Genomic DNA, 18379 nt, shown 5'->3' on the forward strand with positions numbered 1-18379 from the left:
AGTATTTCGAATATTCTAGAAATATGGTTGACGGCACGGACCAGCGGGCGCATCGTGGCGGCCATGAAGATCGATGACGCAGCAGCAGGCCTCGAAGCCCTGGGCAACCGGACCCGGCTTCAGATCTATCGGGCCCTGGTCCGGGCCGGGCACTCCGGCATGCCCGTCGGTCGCTTGCAGGACAAGCTGAAAATCCCGGCCTCGACGCTGTCGCATCACATCAAGACCCTGGTCTCTGTCGGGCTCGTCAGTCAGGTCCGGGAATCGACGACGCTGATCTGCCACGCGAACTTCGACGCGATGCGGGGTCTGGTCGATTTCCTGGCGGCCGAGTGTTGCGCAGACGAAGTCGGATGCAAGACGACGCAAACGGCGGCCTGATCTTTTTTGGCTTTTATTTTTCGATGATTCTAGAAGTATGGGAGAAGCCGAATGAACGCTAAGACGATCGCCATCATCGGAGCAGGGCCGGTCGGCCTCGCAGCAGCTGCGCACGTCCTGGAGCGTGGCATGTCACCCATCGTTCTGGAGGCAGGATCCGAAGCGGGGCACGCGGTTCGCCAATGGCAGCAGGTCCAGCTCTTCTCGCCGTGGGAGTACAATATCGACAAGGCCGCCGCGCGCCTGCTCGCGCCGACGGGATGGAATTCGCCGGACCCCCAGTCCTATCCGACCGGCGGCGAACTGCTCGATCGATATTTGACGCCGCTTGCGACGCGAACACCACTGCGCGAGGCGATCCGGACATCCAGCCGCGTCTCGGCCATCAGCCGCGTCGGCTTCGACAAGGCGAAGACGAAGGGGCGTGAGCAGGCGCCGTTCGAGATCCGCTACCAGAACGGCAAAGGTCCTGAAGTGCTGCGCGCGGATGCCGTGATAGACACATCAGGCACATGGTTCTCGCCCAATCCCGCCGGAGGCAATGGTCTGCCCGCGATCGGCGAGCGTGAATGCGCCGGCCACATCGCCTATGGCATGCCCGATGTCCGTGGTGCCGGCCGCGCCAGATATGCCGGCAAGACCGTTGCGGTGCTCGGCGCCGGCCACTCCGCGGTGGGCACGCTGATCGATCTCGTGCAGCTCGCAGGCGAGGTGCCGGGGATGCAAGCGATCTGGCTTTTGCGCGGCGCCGATCCCGCCAAGGCTTTTGGCGGCGGCCGGAATGACAAGCTTGCCGCACGCGGAGAGCTCGGCGGCGCCTTCGCCGCGCTCGTTGCCGCCGGGAAGATCAAGGTCGAAACCGAATTCGGCGTCACGCATCTGTCGGACTCCGAGGGCCGCCTCGAGATCGCGGCCAGCTCGGGCCGCGGTGGACGGAGCGTGATCGTGGACGAGCTGATCGTCTCGACGGGCTTTCGTCCCGACTTTTCGTTCCTGTCCGAATTGCGCCTGCGGCTCGATCCCGCCATCGAGGCGCCGGTCGCGCTGGCGCCGCTGATTGATCCCAACGAGCACAGCTGCGGCACGGTGCGCCCGCACGGCGCGCGCGAGCTCGCGCATGACGAGCCGGGCTTCTACATGGCGGGCATGAAGTCCTATGGCCGCGCGCCGACCTTTCTCATGATGACGGGGTATGAGCAGGTGCGCTCGATTGCGGCCGATCTCGCCGGCGACAAGAAAGCCGCCGCAAGGGTGGAGCTCGTGCTGCCGGAGACCGGCGTCTGCACGCGCGGCAGCGTCGAAGCCGCCGGGGTCGCATCAGGATGTTGCGGTGGGCCGGCGAAGCAGGAACCGACGGCCTGCTGCGCCGCCGACGAAGCGGCGAAGAAGACCGGCGCTTCGGGGTGCGGTTGTTCATGAATTTGGGTCTTGCAGCTGAAGCCGGAGACTTGTCCATTGTGGTTGGTGCGCGGTTTCGGCGCGGGGGCGGGAGGACAGCATTCGTAACTTGAGCGGCCGGTCTCTGATCGCGGTGATGTGCATCGGCCAGGTCGGCAATCTCCTGCCGCATGTGACGCTGTCCGCGAACCTGGCGCAGCATCTGATGCCGGCGTGGGGCCTTTCGGCGGCCGAAGGCGGCTTGATGGCGAGCGGTTACGCGTTCGGCTACATGCTCGCCGTGCCTGTGCTGACGACGTTGACCGACCGGATCGACGCGCGGCTCGTCCTGCTCTGGGGCTCGATCGTCAGCGGACTGGCGACCGTCGCGTTCGGACTCTTCGCGCAAGGGTTTTGGTCCGCGACCGCGATCTGGTCCCTGGCAGGGCTTGGATTTGCCGGCGCCTACATGCCGGGCCTGAAGGCGCTGACCGACCGGCTTCCCGCCGGCGACACCTCGCGCGCCGTCACGCTGTACACGTCGAGCTTCTCGGTCGGGGTCGGCCTCTCGTTCCTGGTCGCGCAAGTGATCGCCGACCGCTGGGGATGGCGGACCGCCTTCCTTGTTACCGGCTTTGGACCTATCGCAATGGTCGTCGCGTGTCTTCTGATGCAGGAGCAGCGGCCCGCGCCGAAGGCCGGACGTCTCTTGAACTTCGCGCCCGTCTTCGCCAACCGCGAGGCGCTCGGATACATCTTCGGCTACGGCGCCCATTGCTTCGAGCTCTACGGCATCCGCACCTGGCTGGTTGGGTTCTGGACCTTCGTCGTCGCTCATCAGGGCGCGCCGTCGTGGTTGAGCCCCGTCGTGCTGAGCTTCAGCTTTGCGGTGATCTCGATGCCCGCCAGCATCCTCGGCAACGAGGCCGCCCTGAAATTTGGTCGCCATCGCGCGATCACGGTCGTGATGATCGCGTCGGCCTGCGTCGCACTGGTCATCGGGCTCAACGCGACAGCGCCGGCATGGGTGCTTGCGCTGCTGCTGCTCGTCTATGGCCTGACCGTGCCGGCGGATTCGGGCGCATTGACCGCCGGCATGTCGGCCGCGGCTGTGTCCGAACATCGCGGCGCGACCCTGGCCCTGCATTCGACGGTCGGCTTCGGCCTGTCGGCGGTCGGCGCCTGGGGCACCGGCGCCGCACTCGACGCAGCCGGCGGCCCGCAGAGCGCGACCGGCTGGCTGCTGGCGTTCAGCGTCCTTGCGGCCGGAATTGCGCTGGGGCCGTTGGCGCTGCTGTGGGCGCGGAGGCCACCGCCCGCGAGCCGCAACGCGAGATGACGCCGCGCGCTCGCGGCGTTTTCACTGGCCCGAGCCAGCCCTCTGCATCTGCGAGAGCCGCAGCTTCACCGTTCGCGCGATCGCCGCCGGGGCCTCCTCGGGGATCGCGAAGCATGAGCTCGCGTTGATCTCGCACAGGACGTAGGTGTCGGCACCGGTCGCATCTTTCGGACCGTACAGGAAGTCCGCGTCCCAGATGACCGGGAGCGAGCCTTCGTCGATGTCCAGCGTCTTCATCATTCCCGGCGTCCACTCGTCCTCCATCAACCGACGCAGCCGCTGGAAGCGCGGGTCTGCGTTCGAGGTATAGAGTCGCGGTCCGGCCTCGGAACGGGCGGCCGGCGAGTCAACCAGGGCTTTGACTTTGTGATAGCCGAAGCCGGCACAGCGATCGCCCGCCATGTAGCAACGTACGACGCCCTCGCTCAGGCGAGGCTGGAATGGCTGATCGACCACGCTGCCGTTCTCGAAATATTCGGTGCAGCGACCGAGAAAACTCTCCAACGTCAGTTCCTCGGAGCCATCCTTGGTCGCGTCCAGCACCTTTATCATCGGGGAATTCGGCAGGCGCTCGACCTTCCACACGCCTTGGCCGCCGTTGCCGCGGTTGCGCTTGATCACGCGCGGACCGGTGGCGAGCCGTGTCGGCAACTCGGCGCGCATGGCCTCGGCGGTTTGATATAAAGCCGTGGCGCATCCCCACCCCATCGAGCGGGTACGATAGAGTACCTCCTTGGTGCCCATCTTGAGAATGACGTCCGGATGAGCGCTGACCCACGGTCCCCGCGCCGCAACGTCGCGAAGCAGGGAATCGAGCTCAACGCGCGTCTTGCCCTGGTGGATCGGATCGACCCAGACAAGCACGCCACTGGCCGCGAGCAATTGTTCACGGATGTCCTCGGCGAAGCTTTCGTCGTAGATCGCCGGGCGCGCCTCGATGCCGACGGCGGCGAGGGCTTCGAAAACGCGGACGAAGCGGCTGTTTTGCGCCGTCGCATCCCGCCGCGCGGCAGCGTCGCCTCGCGAGAGGATGGCGACGGTGTGCTGGCGAGAAGGGTGTCGTTCGGTGTCCATGCGCAAGCTCCACGAATGGCGTGCTGCGCAGAGCTTGGACCGAGGCCTCACGGGGAGTCTGCTTTGTCCCCATGCAAAGGAGACTAACGAGGCTGTTCGCGAGTTTCAAGACGTGACTGGCACGGTTTCGCGGAGCGGTGAGCTCTTCGTGACGGTCGCCGGCAGATAGCGTGACCCTGTTCGATGATCTGACATATGGTGGGATCAAATAGCGTTTGGTCACCTGTGCCGGAGATTGTCATGAACGTTCGATGCCTGCCGGTCGCCACGGCCCTGCTGATTGCGTCCATCTGCCCAGTCCGGGCGGAGGAAGGTTTGGTCGCCTACAAATCGCTCGGTCCGGAACTGGCGCTCGATCTTGCGCGCGCTGCGTTGGCCAGCTGCCGTACCCGTGGATACCAGGTTGCAGTCGCTGTCGTCGATCGCTTCGGCGTCACGCAAGTGATGTTGCGCGACCGCTTCGCAGGCCCGCACACGCCCTCGACGGCAGCAGGCAAGGCGTGGACGGCCGCCTCGTTCAAGACCAGCACGACCGAGCTGAATGCGATCAGCCAGCCGGGCATGATGCAGGCGGGCATTCGCAACCTTCCCGGAGCGGTCGTCATCGCCGGAGGACTGATTGTCGAAGCCGGCGGCTCCCTGGTCGGTGCGGTCGGCGTGTCCGGCGCGCCGGGCGGCGACGCGGACGAAGCGTGCGCGAGAGCCGGAATTGATGCCATACGCGACAAGCTGGACTTCTGAGAAGACGTCAGGATCGCAGTCAAAAAGTCCGGCCTTTTCGCGAGCTTGGCGGCCGTCTGATCCGCAAGGATAAGCAGACGTGCCGCTTTCGCACGCCCAGGCGTGGCCGCTCATCGAGTGGATATGACGATCACCGATCGTCGCGCCAACCTGAGAAGTAACACCGTCGAGCTTCCCCGACGATTGTTCTCGATAAACCGATGTCCGCGAGAAGCCGGTCGTCCAGTTCGAGAAGCTCGTCGTATTGACGGCGCCGTGTGATGCCGTCCAGCAGCGCGAGCGTTAACCTCCAGAACCATCCAGGGTCTGGAGAAGGGACGAAGGCTGCGCTGGATGTGCCGATTGAGCCAGTGGTGCTGTCGCAAGACATGTTTCACCTCCATAAAGGAGCGAAACAACGCTTGGCTCGAAAGCTGGTCGGGCGGTTGTGTTTGACCCGATGGCTTTTGCTATCATGCTCGTCCTTGCCGCACAAGCGATCCTGAGCATGTCCTGATCGCGACTTGAGACGTACTCGTGAACAACTTCACGCCCCTAAGTGCTCGGTCCTCTGCGGGGGCAGATCCGTTGCAAACTCATCGCGATGATCGAAGCCGCGCAGTGTCTTTGGGCGGTCAGTCCTGCAATGGTGGGAGGCGCGGTGATCCATTGCACTACGAAACTAAAGTGCGTGCGCTGTCGAATTCATACGAAAGGGCCAGATCCGGGCGCGACGCCTTTGGGGCGGCGCGCTCACATCGCAAGACGACGATACTCGATCTGACTTAAGGTACGAGCCTTAGTCGGACACCGCGAGAACGGTCAGGCCCCTGGTGCGCTTGTGGGGCGTCTCGAAGTCGATCCGCTGCCCCGGCGATAGGCCGATCAAGGCCGCTCCAACAGGCGTCAGGACCGAGATCCGATTGAGCTCGATGTTTGCCTCATGCGGATAGACCAGCACGATCTCTCGGCTCGCACCCGTCTCGTCGTCGCGATAGGTCACTTTCGATCCCATCCTGATCACGCCTCGCAAGTTGTTCTCGTCCGTCACCGTGGCACGTTCCATCTCTCGGGCCAGAAAATGGGCCACTCGCGGAAACAGATCCATGCTCGAATTGGCCAAGGAACTGAGGCGCCGCGATTCGTCCTCAGTGATCTTGATCGGCGGCAACGCCGGCTGTTCTCGCCGGCTCTCAGCTTCGAAATTGCGCATTGGTAGCTCCTATGCTGCAGTTGGTCCGGGGTCGTCGTCGCACGGGTTGCCTGACCGCCTCGGCCCCCTCCGGAAGAGTGGGACAACCTTTGAATCCGATGGGGTCAGGCTTTGGACCCTGACGACATTCAGACATCCGGCGACGAAGTACGGCATCTGATCGCCGACCTGCAGTCCGATCAAAGCTGTACCCAGCGGGGTCAACACCGAAATGCAGGCGGGATCCGACCAGCACTCCTCGGGCCAGACCAGTTGCACGGTGCGACGCGGAACGCCCCAATTCGTGCAATGGGTGACCCATGATCCGATCGTCACGAAAGGACGGACGACGTCCCCTTCGTCCGGGACGATATCGGCGCGGTTGATTTCGCCCATGAGGAATATCCCGTCCAAATCTCCTTTTTGGACGGCGAGGCGGGCGAGCTGTTCGAGCCGCGGATAGTCTGATGAGGTCAGTGCGATTTTTGGAAGAGGCAGCACGGCGCACTCCTTCTGCTTCAAGACGACCTCTCGAGTGGAGGTCATGAAAGCTGGAAAAGAGCCCGGACGGCGCGAACACCGTCCGGCTAACCGCCTGCTTGGAGGCGGCCGGCGTGAAGACCAAAACGCGCGGTGCGCGCATCAATGTCGATGACGTAAGCCATGATGCTCTGACTATAGTAGTTCATTTCCGCGGAAACATTGCGACGAAACCGCACAGCACCTCTGCACATGAAATATCTAGAGGGGACAAAGGAGGGTCGTCGGAGTGAGACGATAGTGCTTTTCCGATCACGGCAACCAGCGCTCCGTCAGCAAAAACCCGCGCCGGATTGCTCCGCGCGGGTGAACTTATCGATGATGCCATTGTGCCAGTGTTTTGCCCGACGTGCCAAAGTCTGGCCGATGCTGCGTGAAGGATTCGCATGCCCGTCCGGTTTTCCACAACGCGAGGGGTAGTGGTGTTCGGCCGTTCCAGCCCACCAGCAATCGATAATTTGTCAACGCGAGCCGGGCCGTCTTCATAGGAGGAGATGGGCACGAAATCACGAGAGATCATCTGGAGCGGCCGGATCATGGGGGCGGAGATTTCCGCCAAGCACGCTCGCGAAGTTGCCACGAAAGCAGTTCGTGAAGCCGATCGGGCGGAAGCCGAAGCCTGGTCGGTGCGGATGGAAGGCTACGGTGGTCCCGCGCAACCGTCCCCCACAATCGCGCAATGCCTCAATGGTGGCATGCGCTGGCTCGAAGTCGAGTGCAACAGGTGCAAGGCGCGAGCGAGCCTGCCGCTCGATATGATCCGCCGGCCGCGGGACACGCCGATCTGGAAGCTCGAAGCGTTTCTGAAGTGCCGGTCATGCCGAGAGGGACGTTCCGCGCCACCTGTCCACATGATCAAGCTGACCGCAACGCAAAGCATTACGCCCTACAAATGGGTGCATCCAACCGAGGAGCGCTAGGATCGATGAGCGCTCGCTGAACGTCGCCTGATGCTCGAGGTGGTGCTCGCTGCCATGCTCAATTCCTGGGCTTTCGACCGGGAACAGCATCAGCTTCAGTTCAGAAGCTGTCGTTGTCTTGAGAGACGGCAATGACCGCTGGGGGCCAGAACCAGAATCCTCTAGTCCTTGCAACTGGACGCTTTAACATACCTGGATGGTTAGCAAGGCTACTGCGCCTTTAGTGGGGGCGTCACCGTGGAACAAAATCTCCGAGCACCGATTAGATTTCCGGCCAACCCATTGAACGAGTGGCAAAAGTGAACACAGGCAGGATGCTCGACACCGACACCAATCCCGCTTCGAAGCGTCCTGTGCTCGTCGTTGAGGACGATGTGCTGGTCCGCATCATGGTCGCAGATGAGCTGAGAGAGAACGGTCTCGCGGTGATCGAGTGCGGCGATGCAGACGAAGCGTTGGACGTTCTTCACTCTGGGACTCAGGTTTCGCTGGTTGTGACTGACATTCGGATGCCCGGGTCAATGGATGGCGCGGAACTCGCAACCCTGATCAAGCGCGATTTTCCCACTCTAAAAGTAATACTTACCTCATCGGAGGCGCCACCCCCCGGTGCCGAATTCGATCTTTTTGTTCCGAAACCGTGGGACCTTCCGAAAGTCGTGCAGCGGATCAGAGCGATCGCGGGTTGGTAAGGAACGAAGACCGCCACTCATCGGTTGTCCGGCATGCAAACGAACCAATCAGCAGCCCCCCGTACGATCGTGCTTGCGCAGCAAGACGTGCTGATGCGCATGGCGCTGGCCGACTTTCTCCGCGGCTGCGGTTACAAGGTGTTGGAGGCGCGCTCAGCAGACGAGGCAATCGCGTTGCTTGATGAAGGGACCATTCCGGTGGATCTCGTCCTCAGCAGCGTGGAGTTGGCCGGGGATGGGTTCGGCATCGCAAAATGGCTGAGAGATCATCGGCCCGCTCTTCAATTGCACCTCACCGCAAGTACCAAGCGAGCCGTCGAGGTCGCGGGGGCGCTTTGCGAGAGCGGTCCGCTTCCGGCTCCTTACAACGCCCAAATTCTCCATCGTCGAATACTTCGGCTCATGGGTGGGCGGCGGCAGCGACCTCATGACGGACACCAGACGGTGGCTAAAGCGTCGGAGAGATAAACCCAATTTGGTCCGCCCTGCAGGGATCGCCGAGCACCACGAGCGGCGTCGCTGAAAGCGGCGGGCGATAATCCCCGTGGGCAACAACAATTTGGCTGCTCATCCTCAGCGCGAAACTGGTGACGCAACAGCTGCGTTGCGCGCCGTCTTTCGCTCTGAAGCCAAGCTCTTCATCGCGGGCAGCTGCCGTCGCCCGGGCTAGCGACAGATCAGGGCTCCGACGCAAAGAACGAGCATCGTCAGGCTAAGCGCAACGGTAACGAGCGCGCGCTCGGCTTTGCTGGTCAGCTCGTCCTCGCTCATGACAACTCTCCCTGCCGCAAGATCAACCTGCATGCCCCGACCTTGTTCCGCGCTAGCGGGACGCGATGCTTGGTGGCTCCGACCTGATCCAGTACATGCTGCGGGAAGAAATGCCGCCAACGTGAACCGTTCTCTGCCGCTTGTGTGCACGAGTGCGCCGACGGAAGCTGCCACCAATATCTACGTTCCGATGTCACCGCCCGATCAGTGGCTGTTATCGGTGATGAGAACGCCGCTTGCGCTCCCGCCTCCTCCGGAACGGATCGTGCAGTGAGCCAGCGGCGCAAGTTCGATGAATCGCACCAAGAGGGGCTTGCAGAAATGGCCGCTCGTCTTCGCTCAGCCGCGGAACTGCTCCCGCCAGGGCCAGTGAGAGATGCCGCCCTCAGACGCGCACGCTGGGCTGAAACAAGCTTGTCGTTAGATGATTGGCTCAACTCGCCAGGACTACAGCCACCGACCTGAAGGTGAAGTTGAGCTGCAGGCATTGAAGCCATCTTCGGTTTGAGGCTCCAGCATGAAAAACCCGCGCCGGATTGCTCCGCGCGGGTGAATTTTCGATGATGCCATTGTGCCAGTGTTTTGCCCGACGAGTCAAATCCGAACAGCGCGACGGGCAGGGATGTATCGGTCCGGCAAACGCCTATTTGGTGCAACCAAAATGGCTAGTGATTTCAATGCCAACGCTACCGTGCATGGGGTTGTTTTTCGACTTTTTGTTTTGGTGCGTCCCGAAGCGGCGCACCTCAGCGCCGGCCGCGCGGCGCTTCGGCCTTCGCCGGCGGCTCGGTCTGAGGGCCGCAACTCGCGGCCGCGAGCGAGCCTTGCGCCTGCGGCATCAGGCCGGGCTCGGGGGCGAGCGCCTTCATCACGATCAGGCCGGTCGTGCTGGGGGAATCGATGATAAGGCGGTCGGCGGCGGTGATCTCTTCGTCCTCGGGCAGCTCGTTGTGCTGCGGCTCGGTCATCAAATCGAGCTCGATCACCTTCTTGCCGGCCGAGCGGTCGTTGATCGCATAATAGGCGATCTCGTTGCGGGTGTAGAACGACACCGAGGTGTAGGCTTGGCTCACGGGCACCGTCAGCTTGATCGGTCCGTTCGACAGATCGTAGCGGCAGATCGCCAGTGCAAAGGCCGGGTCCATGAACGGCATCGGCGATGTGCTGGGATCGGCGAGCGGAAGCTGGGTGACGCCGTTGAGCTTGGTCATCGGCGTCAGCCGCGAATAGGCGTCCTGGGTCGCGATCCGCGGCAACGCCAGCACGCTGACGAGATGAACCACGAGGCCCAGCACCACGCCGGCAACGATGGTGAACAACAGCCGGATCATGAGCAGCCCGCCGTCGTGATCGTGGGCATCGGTGCGTCGCGCTGGGTGCGTGTGGCAACGCCGACCGGGGTGTCGTAGAGCCGCAGCATCAGCGCGTAGCGTTCGATGCCGCCGGTCGGCAGCCAGTTGCCGGCGCGCGAGCGCGAGGCGATGCGAATTTCGAACGAGCCGTCGGACTGCCGCACGATCTCCTGGCTCGTGAAGCCGTAGCGCTGCAGCGAATTGGGGACGAGATGACCCTTGCGGTCATAGAGCGTCAGCGTCCAGAACCGTGCCGGCGGCGTCACGCCGGAGACCACGACGTCGCAGCGGCCGTCGAGCACTTTCTTCTTGTCGTCGGCGGTCGCGGTGAAGGCGACGCCGTCGCCGGTGCCGATCGGCAGCTCGCCATTGCGCACGATGGTGGCGCGCGAATAGGGATCGACGTCGGCGGTACCGGTGCGCGGACGCGCGGTCCAGGGGCCGATTGTCAGCGCGCCGATCTCGGTGCCGCGCGTCGTCGTCATCCAGGTCGCGCCGACGCCGACCACGGTTGCGAGCAGAAGGGCCGTCAATGTGATCAGGATCAGCCGCACTTGTTTCGATCAGTTCTTGTTTCGATTAGTTCTTGCGCGGGGCGGATGCGTTCGCATTCTCTTCCGCATAGTTCTGCGGGAAGGCGAGCGCGCTCGTGGACGATGCCGGCTTGGCTTGCTTGGGATCGGTGGCGGCCGATTTGGTCGCGGTCCGGGCCGCGTCATCCAGCAGCTTCTCGACGCGCACCAAAACGTCGGCGCCGCGCTTGGTCAATACCGGCGGCGGACCGGGCTTGGTCTCCAGCACCTTCGGCGCCGCATTGGCCTGCGCGTTGGCGATCCGCTCGGGAGGCAGCTTCTGGCCCATGCCGATGCCGGCGATTTCCCGGACCTCGACGCCCTGGTGCGCCGCGAGCATGATGTCGTGCCAGGTCTGCGCCGGCAGCGAGCCGCCGGTCATGCGGTTGGTCGGCGAATAGTCGTCATTGCCGTACCAGACCGCGCAGGTGAAATTGCCGGTGTAGCCGACGAACCAGGCGTCGCGATAGGCATTGGTCGTGCCGGTCTTGCCCGCGGTCGGAATGCCGTCGAGGGCTGCGCGCCGCGCGGTGCCTTCGCTGACGACGTGGCTCATCATGCCGGCCATGTCGGCGGCCACGGAGGCGGGGATCGCCTGGCGCGGCTTCGGCCCGTCGCGGTCCCAGCGCCAGACCGGATCGCCCGCGCCGGTGCGCACTTCCAGCACGGAATGCGGCGTCACCGCCTTGCCGCGGTTGGGGAAGGTCGCATACGCCACCGCGTGCTCGAGCACGGTGACTTCGTCCGAGCCGATCGGCAGCGACGGCGTGTCGGGCAGCGGCGCCTTGAGGCCGAAGCGGCGCGCGACCTCGACGATCTTGGCGCGGCCGATCTTGGCCGGGTTCGGCGCCTTCGGCTGCTCCTTCTGACCGATCGCGATCGACAGCTTGACCGGCACGACGTTGATCGAACGCGTGATCGCCTGCGTCAGCGTCACCGCGCCGGAATAGGAATGGCCATAGTTCTGCGGGCACCAATTGCCGATGCAGACCGGGCCGTCGACCACGATCGAGTTCGGCGTGAAGCCGTTGAGGAGCGCGGTGGTGTAGACGTAAGGCTTGAACGACGAGCCCGGCTGGCGATAGGCGTCGGTGGCGCGGTTGAACTGGCTGGCGCCGTAGTCGCGGCCGCCGACCATGGCGCGGATGCCGCCGTCGAGATCGGAGACGACGGTCGCCGCCTGGGTCGCGTGATAGTCGCGGCCGAACTGGCGCAGCTGGTTCTCGACCGCGTCTTCGGCGGCCTTCTGCACATTGGTGTCGATCGCGAGCCGGACCACGAAGACGCGCTCGGTGTAGGATTTCGGGAAGGTGTCGACCAGCTTGCGCATCTCGTCGAAGGCGTAGTCGAGATAGTAATTCGGCGAAGCCTCGTAGCGGCGGTCGACCGCGAAGGCGGGATTGCGGCGTGCGCCGAACACCTGGCCCTCTGTCATGAAGCCGGCATCGACGAGATTGTCGAGCACGACGTTGGCGCGGGCGCGGGCGGCGGGCAGGTTGATGTGGGGCGCGTATTTGGTTGGCGCCTTGAACAGGCCGGCGAGCATCGCGGCTTCGGCGAGCGTCACGTCACGTGCCGATTTGTTGAAGTAGAAATGCGCGGCGCCGTCGACGCCGAAGGTGCCGCCGCCCATATAGGCGCGGTCGAGATACAGCTTGAGGATCTCGTTCTTGGTCAGGCGCCATTCCAGCCAGACCGCGAGGAAGGCTTCGTTGACCTTGCGCTCGATGGTGCGCTCGTTGCTCAGGAACAGGTTCTTGGCGAGCTGCTGGGTGATCGAGGAGCCGCCCTGGCGGACGCCGCCGGCCTGGGCGTTGGTGACGAGCGCGCGCGCGGTGCCGGCGATGTCGATGCCGAAATGTTCGTAGAAGCGGCGGTCCTCGGTCGCGAGCGTCGCCTTGATCAGCACGTCCGGAAAATCTTCCAGCGGGATCGAATCGTTGTGCTTGATGCCGCGGCTGCCGATCGGGTTGCCGTAGCGGTCGAGGAAGGTCACCGCGAGGTCGGACTTCTTCAGCCAGTCCTCGTCCGCGGTTTCGCGGAAGGCGGGGATGGCCAGGGTCAGCATCACCACCAGGCCGCCGAGGCCCAGCGTCGCAGCCTCCGACAGCGGCTCGATGAAGACCCAGCGCTTCCACCGCCCGACATAGAAACGGTCCATGAAGGTCGAGTAGCGCTCGTAGAGCTCGCGGATGCCCTTGGCCGAGGAGAACAGCGAGGAGTCGATGCGCGCATCGAGATCCAGGAAGAAATTCCGGATCCGGGCCTTCCAATGCGGTGGTATGATCTGGCGCACCTAGAACCCTTGCGGCTTGGTTCGAAAGCGTTCAAGCACCCCGCCGGGGCGGCATCGAGACGTCTTGCGGGAGTGTTGCGGCGAACCCAAGGCGCCCGGCCAGCGACGGTGGGGACTTGCTGTTCCTTCTAGCCGAGCAGGGCCTATAAACCAATGGTCACGCTTGCGATTTTGAACAACAGGCCTAATTGACCCCGGTTCACTACGGGCCTCACGCGGGCGTTGCTTGCAGCCCCAAGGCCGCACGCCCTAGATGGCACCAGCCGTAGCTCTTTCGAACTTTTGTTGAGGCGCATGACCGCAGCTCCCAAACGACCTTCAGGCCAGGAAGGATTCTTCTGGAAAACCAAGACGTTGGAAGAGATGTCGGGGCCCGAATGGGAGAGCCTGTGCGACGGCTGCGGCCGCTGCTGCCTGAACAAGCTCGAGGAAGAGGGCACCGGCGACATCTACTTCACCCATGTCGGCTGCAAGCTGCTCGATGGGGTGACCTGCGGCTGCAAGGACTATGCGAATCGTTCCGACAAGGTTCCGGACTGTGTCCGCCTGACCCCGGCCAATGTCCGCACCCTGAACTGGCTGCCGCCGAGCTGCGGCTACAAGCTCGTCGCGGAAGGCCGCGACCTCTATTGGTGGCATCCGCTGGTGTCGGGCGATCCTGACACCGTGCATGAGGCCGGCGTCTCCGTACGCGGACGGGTCGAAGGCAGCGAAGTGGAGATCCCGGACGACGAGCTCGAGAACCACATCGTGCAATGGCCGGCGCAGTTGCCGAAACGAGCCCGCCTGAAGCGACGTCCGAAGGACTGATCCGCCGCACCAGATAGATCACGCCTTCGGGATGGCCGTCGGGTGGGATGCTCCCATGCGCCGCGGTGCCTGCCCGAGAAGAACTTTGCTGTCTACATTGGCTGCATAGAACGAATCCTTCGCGGCGTTGCGCCGCCTCATGGCTTCCGATCGAGATGAACAAGTTCGAGCGGCAGAGCAGTTCTGCCGACACCCAGACATTGCCCGACGATCTCGCCGAGGAATTGTCGCGCCTTCCGAGCGAGGTTTTGAGCGTCGATGACGCTCCTTCGCTCGCGCCGCGGGCGCCGCTGTCGCAGGACGAGGTCCGCACCATCGTCATCAGCCTGATGCTGACGATGTTCCTGGCCGCACTCGACCAGACCATCGTCGCGACCGCGCTGCCGACCATCGGACGCCAGTTCCACGACGTCTCCAATCTCTCCTGGGTCATCACCGCCTATCTGCTCGCCTCAACCGCGGTCGCGCCGGTGTTCGGTACGCTCAGCGACATCTATGGCCGCCGCGTGATGATCATCATCTCGCTCAGCCTGTTCGTGGCGGGCTCGGTGCTGTGCGCGATCGCGCCGAACCTGCCGATGCTGATTCTTGCACGAGGTCTCCAGGGGCTGGGTGGCGGCGGCATCATGCCTGTGGTGCAGACCGTGATCTCCGACGTCGTGAGCCCACGCGAGCGCGGCCAATATCAAGCCTATTTCTCCAGCGTCTGGATGGTCGGCGGCATTCTCGGCCCGGTCATCGGCGGCGTGTTCGCCGAGCATCTGCACTGGTCGATGATCTTCTGGATCAATGTGCCGCTCGCGGCCGCGGCGATCGCGCTGCTGTTGCCCAGGATGAAGAAGATCCCGGTGTTCCACCGCAAGCGCAAGGTCGACTGGCTCGGCGGCGTGCTGCTGATGGCCTCCGCCGTCGTCTTCATGCTGGTGCTGACCTGGGGCGGCACGCGTTTCCCGTGGCTCTCGCCGACCGTGCTCGCGATGGTGGGCGGCGCCGTCGCGCTCGCGGTCACCTTCGTGTGGCACGCACGCCGCGCGGACGAGCCGTTCCTGCCGCTGCCGCTGCTCGGCGGATCGGTTGTGCCGTTCGGGCTTATGGCCGGCGGCTGCGCGCTCGGTGCGATCACGGGCCTCACGGTGCAGCTCCCGCTGTATTATGAGGCGGTCTATCACCTCAGCGCCAGCGAAGCGGGTCTCGCTCTGATTCCGCTCGCGGCGGTCTCGACCTGCGGCGCGGCCGTCGCCGGTCGCACCATGGCGCGCGCCAGGCACTACAAGCGGGTCGCCATCGTCGGAACGTCCTGGGCTGCGCTGTGCGGCCTCGGCCTCACGTTGACGACGTTGCCGCTCTGGGCGCTGCTGACGTTGATGGCTGCGTTTGCGCTTGGCCTCGGCACCACCTTTCCGGTCTGCGTGGTCTCGGTGCAGAATTCGGTCGCCCGTCCGCAGGTCGGCACCATCACCGGCGCCTTGAACTTCTTCCGCTCGCTGATGTCCTCATTCACGGTCGCGGCGTTCGCGGCCATCCTGCTCATCGCCCTCGGTGCCGACGTTCCGCTCGCCGGCGAGCATCATGGCGCCGTCAATGCGATCCCCGCCGAGGACATGCGGCATGCGTTCCGCTACGTTTTCGGCGCCGCGACGGCGCTGATGGCCGGCGCCGCGCTCTGCCTGATCATGATGGAGGAGCGGCCGCTGGCCGGTCCCTCCACGACGCAACCCGTCGAGATGGCGGAATAAGAACCGCTAGCCGCGGCCTCCGTCCGGAAAGCTGCTGTTTCGCGGCAATCGAATCGTGAACTCTGTGAACGCGCCGGGCTCCGTCGTGACGTCGATCGTGCCGCCATGCTGCTTCACCACGATGTCGTGGCTCATCGACAATCCAAGGCCGGTGCCTTCGCCGGCCGGCTTGGTGGTGAAGAAGGGATCGAACATCTTTTCCTTCACCTCGTGCGGAATGCCGGTGCCGTTGTCACGGATGCGGATCTCGATGCTGTCGCCCAGGTCGCGCGTTGCGGCGATCACCACCGGCTCGTAATCGGTGGCGCCGTCATCCGACTTGCGCTTGGCCACCGCGTGGAAGCTGTTCGAGATCAGGTTCAGCAGCACCCGCGTGATCTCCTGCGGAAACACTGCCGCTTGCCCGGCCGCGGGATCGAGCTCGCGCTTCAGCGTCACGTCGAAATGCGGCTTCTCGGCGCGGGCGCCGTGATAGGCGAGGTTGAAGCTCTCCTCGACCAGCGCGTTGATGTCGCTCAGCCGATGTTCACCGCCGCCCTCGCGGGAATGCAGCAGCATGTTCTTGACGATGGAGTCGGCGCGCCTGCCATGCTGCACGATTTTCGCGAGATTGTCCTTCAACAGTCCGGTCAGCTCGTCGACCTCGCTGCGGACGTCGTTCGCGAGCGGGACAGGCGCGAGCGCATCGTTCAATTCGTCCGTCAGTTCGGCGGAGAGCGATGCAAAATTGTTGACGAAGTTGAGCGGGTTCTTGATCTCGTGCGCGATACCGGCCGTGAGCTGTCCGAGCGAGGCCAGCTTCTCGGTCTGGACCAGCCGGTCCTGGGCTGCGCGCAAATCGTCGAGGGATTTGGCGAGGTCCCTGGTGCGGTCCTGCACCTCGTTGAACAGGCGCGTGTTCTCGATCGCGATCACAGCCTGGTCGGCAAAGGTCTTGAGCAGGGCGATCGCCTTGTCCGGGAAGGGACCGGCCTCCGGCCGCGTCACGCCGATGGTGCCGATCGCGACGCCGTCGCGCAGCATCGGGATCACGAGGGTGCTGCGATAACCTCGCGTCCGCGCCAGCTCTCTCATGGCGTCCGTCAGGTCGGGCTCGTTCTGCATGTCGCTGCGGAATGCGAACTCTCCGCTTCTTGCCACCCGGCTGTGAATGCCGGATGCCGACAGCGGCGCCGGGAACGAGCTGAGCAGCTCTTCATTGCCGGCTTCGTTGTCGGTGCTGAAGGCGGCGAGGTGCAGCAGGCCGTCGATGACGCGCGTGACGGTGGAGGAATGTCCGCCGACCAGGGACTTGGCGCTGTCGGAGATCGCCTGGAACACCGGCCTCACATCCGCGGGCGAGGCCGCGATCACCTTGAGGATGTCGGCGGTCGCGGTCTGCCGTTCCAGCGCTTCCCTCGTGGTGTTGAACAGGCTGACATTCTTGATGGCGATCACCGCCTGGTCGGCGAAGGTCTGCAGCAGCCGCACATGATGCTCGCCGAACGCACCGGTCGCGCGCCGCGTGGCGATGATGATTCCGATGGCCTCGCCGTTGCTCATCAGGGGCGCGAACAGCATGCTGCGGTAGCCTCGGGCGCGCGCGATGTCGCGGGCTGCCGGTTCGACCTCGGTGTCGGGCAATTGCGCCGCCGCACCATCGGCCACGAGCTGGTAGGGCGGGAACTGCGCGAATGGCACCGGGAACGAGGACTGCAGCACGCGATCGCCGGCCGGATCGGTCGGCGTGAACGCCGCAAGGTGCGCGGCGCCGCCGATGTAGCGCAGCACCGCCGTGGAGAAGCCGCCGATCAGCCGGTTGGCGTTGGTGGCGATGGCATCGAACACCGGCTGTACGTCGGATGGCGAAGCGGCCATCACTTTCAGGATGTCGGCGGTGGCGGTCTGGCGTTCCAGCGTCTCGCGCGTCTCGTTGAACAGCCGCGCATTCTCGATCGCGATCACCGCCTGGTCGGCAAAGGTCTGAAGCAGCTGGACGAGGTCGGCCGCGAACGCGCCGGGCTCGGCGCGCGTGACGCTGATCATGCCGACTGGTATCCCCCGGTTCATCAGCGGCATGAACAGCACGCTGCGGAAGCCGCGCAGCCGCGCAAGCTTCCGGTTCAGCTCCGGGACTTCCGCGGCTTCGCTATCTGGAAACTGGATCGTCTCACCGCCACGCACCAGCGCGAAGGTCGGAAAATCGGCAATCTTGCGCGGGAACGAGGCCTTGAGCCCTGCGTCCGCCTCAGGGCTCGTTGGTGTGAACGCCACGAGGTGGAGCTCGTCCTCGATGAACTGAAGCACGGTGGCGGAGAAGCCGCCGAGCAAACGCCGGGAGCTGGATGCAATCGCCTCGAACACCGGCCGGGCATCGGACGGAGAGGCCGCGATGGTGCGCAGAATCCCGGCGCCGGCGCTCTGACGATCGCGCGCGGTCGCAAGCTCGCTTCGAAGCTGCGCGTTCTCGGCTGTGGCCGCCTGTAACAGGCGTTCGAGTTCTTCGATGTCGTTGGAAGGGGTGGTCATTCGCATTCCGGCTTGATACCGCGACATGCGCGGCACCAAGGCGGATTATCACATCTCCTGCGGCCGGAGCCAGCGTCCGCGACAGCGAGTTTTGCTGCC

At 64.2% G+C, this 18379-nt stretch carries 17 protein-coding genes; 9 read left to right on the forward strand and 8 right to left on the reverse strand.

Features of this window, described 5'->3' with window-relative positions; all coding sequences use genetic code 11:
- Positions 1-63 precede the first annotated feature (63 nt).
- The 3 genes from AC0L21_RS17920 (at position 64) to AC0L21_RS17930 (ending at position 3097) form a co-directional block, all read left to right on the forward strand.
- Complete coding sequence (locus AC0L21_RS17920; RefSeq protein WP_473263234.1) at positions 64-381, forward strand: ArsR/SmtB family transcription factor; 318 nt, start codon at positions 64-66, stop codon at positions 379-381.
- A gap of 51 nt (positions 382-432) precedes the next feature.
- Positions 433-1800: an NAD(P)-binding domain-containing protein gene (locus AC0L21_RS17925; RefSeq protein ID WP_473263144.1), complete on the forward strand. Its 1368-nt coding sequence runs from the start codon at positions 433-435 to the stop codon at positions 1798-1800.
- A 115-nt stretch (positions 1801-1915) separates the two neighbouring features.
- On the forward strand, positions 1916-3097 hold the full coding sequence (locus AC0L21_RS17930) for an MFS transporter (RefSeq protein ID WP_473263235.1): 1182 nt from the start codon (positions 1916-1918) through the stop codon (positions 3095-3097).
- A 21-nt stretch (positions 3098-3118) separates the two neighbouring features.
- On the opposite strand, the gene AC0L21_RS17935 is transcribed toward AC0L21_RS17930, so the two are convergent.
- Positions 3119-4171: a Cj0069 family protein gene (locus AC0L21_RS17935; protein WP_473263145.1), complete on the reverse strand. Its 1053-nt coding sequence runs from the start codon at positions 4169-4171 to the stop codon at positions 3119-3121.
- A gap of 240 nt (positions 4172-4411) precedes the next feature.
- Here AC0L21_RS17935 and AC0L21_RS17940 point away from each other — a divergent pair, with 240 nt between their 5' ends.
- On the forward strand, positions 4412-4912 hold the full coding sequence (locus AC0L21_RS17940) for a GlcG/HbpS family heme-binding protein (RefSeq protein ID WP_473263146.1): 501 nt from the start codon (positions 4412-4414) through the stop codon (positions 4910-4912).
- A gap of 130 nt (positions 4913-5042) precedes the next feature.
- On the opposite strand, the gene AC0L21_RS17945 is transcribed toward AC0L21_RS17940, so the two are convergent.
- The 3 genes from AC0L21_RS17945 to AC0L21_RS17955 form a co-directional block, all read right to left on the reverse strand.
- Complete coding sequence (locus AC0L21_RS17945) at positions 5043-5282, reverse strand: YjiS-like domain-containing protein (RefSeq protein ID WP_473263149.1); 240 nt, start codon at positions 5280-5282, stop codon at positions 5043-5045.
- Between the two features lie 408 nt (positions 5283-5690).
- Complete coding sequence (gene rnk / locus AC0L21_RS17950) at positions 5691-6104, reverse strand: nucleoside diphosphate kinase regulator (protein ID WP_473263151.1); 414 nt, start codon at positions 6102-6104, stop codon at positions 5691-5693.
- Positions 6105-6113: 9 nt separating this feature from the next.
- Complete coding sequence (locus AC0L21_RS17955; protein WP_473263152.1) at positions 6114-6605, reverse strand: GreA/GreB family elongation factor; 492 nt, start codon at positions 6603-6605, stop codon at positions 6114-6116.
- A gap of 512 nt (positions 6606-7117) precedes the next feature.
- Between AC0L21_RS17955 and AC0L21_RS17960 the strand changes: the two genes are divergently transcribed.
- The 3 genes from AC0L21_RS17960 to AC0L21_RS17970 all read left to right on the forward strand — a co-directional run bounded on the left by AC0L21_RS17960 (position 7118) and on the right by AC0L21_RS17970 (position 8703).
- Entirely contained in the window at positions 7118-7543 is a 426-nt protein-coding gene (locus AC0L21_RS17960) for a hypothetical protein (protein ID WP_473263153.1), read from the forward strand.
- 314 nt (positions 7544-7857) lie between these two features.
- The gene (locus AC0L21_RS17965; RefSeq protein WP_473263154.1) at positions 7858-8235 is read left to right on the forward strand and encodes a response regulator; all 378 of its coding nucleotides are present in this window, start codon (positions 7858-7860) and stop codon (positions 8233-8235) included.
- Between the two features lie 33 nt (positions 8236-8268).
- Positions 8269-8703 carry a response regulator gene (locus AC0L21_RS17970; protein WP_473263155.1) on the forward strand — a complete coding sequence of 145 codons (435 nt, stop codon included), beginning with the start codon at positions 8269-8271 and terminating at the stop codon, positions 8701-8703.
- Between the two features lie 1049 nt (positions 8704-9752).
- Here AC0L21_RS17970 and AC0L21_RS17975 read toward each other — a convergent pair.
- The 3 genes from AC0L21_RS17975 to AC0L21_RS17985 are packed head-to-tail and all read right to left on the reverse strand — an operon-like array spanning position 9753 to position 13226.
- Positions 9753-10337: a DUF1254 domain-containing protein gene (locus AC0L21_RS17975; protein WP_473263156.1), complete on the reverse strand. Its 585-nt coding sequence runs from the start codon at positions 10335-10337 to the stop codon at positions 9753-9755.
- Positions 10334-10912, reverse strand: coding sequence for a DUF1214 domain-containing protein (locus AC0L21_RS17980; RefSeq protein WP_007593444.1), 579 nt, complete (start codon positions 10910-10912; stop codon positions 10334-10336). Before AC0L21_RS17980 ends, AC0L21_RS17975 begins: the two co-directional genes overlap by 4 nt.
- 25 nt (positions 10913-10937) lie before the next feature.
- Entirely contained in the window at positions 10938-13226 is a 2289-nt protein-coding gene (locus tag AC0L21_RS17985) for a transglycosylase domain-containing protein (protein ID WP_027516951.1), read from the reverse strand.
- A gap of 294 nt (positions 13227-13520) precedes the next feature.
- On the opposite strand from AC0L21_RS17985, the gene AC0L21_RS17990 reads away from it, so the two are divergent.
- A complete protein-coding gene (locus AC0L21_RS17990; RefSeq protein WP_063993066.1) occupies positions 13521-14036 on the forward strand; it encodes a YcgN family cysteine cluster protein in 516 nt (171 codons plus the stop codon).
- Positions 14037-14191: 155 nt separating this feature from the next.
- Positions 14192-15772, forward strand: a complete 1581-nt coding sequence (locus AC0L21_RS17995) for an MDR family MFS transporter (RefSeq protein WP_473263157.1) — start codon at positions 14192-14194, stop codon at positions 15770-15772.
- Between the two features lie 6 nt (positions 15773-15778).
- Here the strand turns inward: AC0L21_RS17995 and AC0L21_RS18000 are convergent, their stop codons facing one another.
- Positions 15779-18280 (reverse strand): GAF domain-containing sensor histidine kinase, encoded by a 2502-nt coding sequence (locus AC0L21_RS18000; RefSeq protein ID WP_473263158.1) that lies wholly within the window; start codon positions 18278-18280, stop codon positions 15779-15781.
- Between the last annotated feature and the right edge of the window lie 99 nt (positions 18281-18379).

It is taken from the genome of Bradyrhizobium sp. WSM4873, from assembly GCF_055811355.1.

Bases quoted from the DNA above. Each gene is read 5' to 3' on its own strand.
- AC0L21_RS17920 (WP_473263234.1), top strand. From the start codon at position 64: ATGAAGATCGATGACGCAGCAGCAGGCCTCGAAGCCCTGGGCAACCGG.
- AC0L21_RS17925 (WP_473263144.1), top strand. From the start codon at position 433: ATGAACGCTAAGACGATCGCCATCATCGGAGCAGGGCCGGTCGGCCTC.
- AC0L21_RS17930 (WP_473263235.1), top strand. From the start codon at position 1,916: ATGTGCATCGGCCAGGTCGGCAATCTCCTGCCGCATGTGACGCTGTCC.
- AC0L21_RS17935 (WP_473263145.1), bottom strand. From the start codon at position 4,171: ATGGACACCGAACGACACCCTTCTCGCCAGCACACCGTCGCCATCCTC.
- AC0L21_RS17940 (WP_473263146.1), top strand. From the start codon at position 4,412: ATGAACGTTCGATGCCTGCCGGTCGCCACGGCCCTGCTGATTGCGTCC.
- AC0L21_RS17945 (WP_473263149.1), bottom strand. From the start codon at position 5,282: ATGTCTTGCGACAGCACCACTGGCTCAATCGGCACATCCAGCGCAGCC.
- rnk (WP_473263151.1), bottom strand. From the start codon at position 6,104: ATGCGCAATTTCGAAGCTGAGAGCCGGCGAGAACAGCCGGCGTTGCCG.
- AC0L21_RS17960 (WP_473263153.1), top strand. From the start codon at position 7,118: ATGGGCACGAAATCACGAGAGATCATCTGGAGCGGCCGGATCATGGGG.
- AC0L21_RS17965 (WP_473263154.1), top strand. From the start codon at position 7,858: ATGCTCGACACCGACACCAATCCCGCTTCGAAGCGTCCTGTGCTCGTC.
- AC0L21_RS17970 (WP_473263155.1), top strand. From the start codon at position 8,269: ATGCAAACGAACCAATCAGCAGCCCCCCGTACGATCGTGCTTGCGCAG.
- AC0L21_RS17975 (WP_473263156.1), bottom strand. From the start codon at position 10,337: ATGATCCGGCTGTTGTTCACCATCGTTGCCGGCGTGGTGCTGGGCCTC.
- AC0L21_RS17990 (WP_063993066.1), top strand. From the start codon at position 13,521: ATGACCGCAGCTCCCAAACGACCTTCAGGCCAGGAAGGATTCTTCTGG.
- AC0L21_RS17995 (WP_473263157.1), top strand. From the start codon at position 14,192: ATGAACAAGTTCGAGCGGCAGAGCAGTTCTGCCGACACCCAGACATTG.
- AC0L21_RS18000 (WP_473263158.1), bottom strand. From the start codon at position 18,280: ATGACCACCCCTTCCAACGACATCGAAGAACTCGAACGCCTGTTACAG.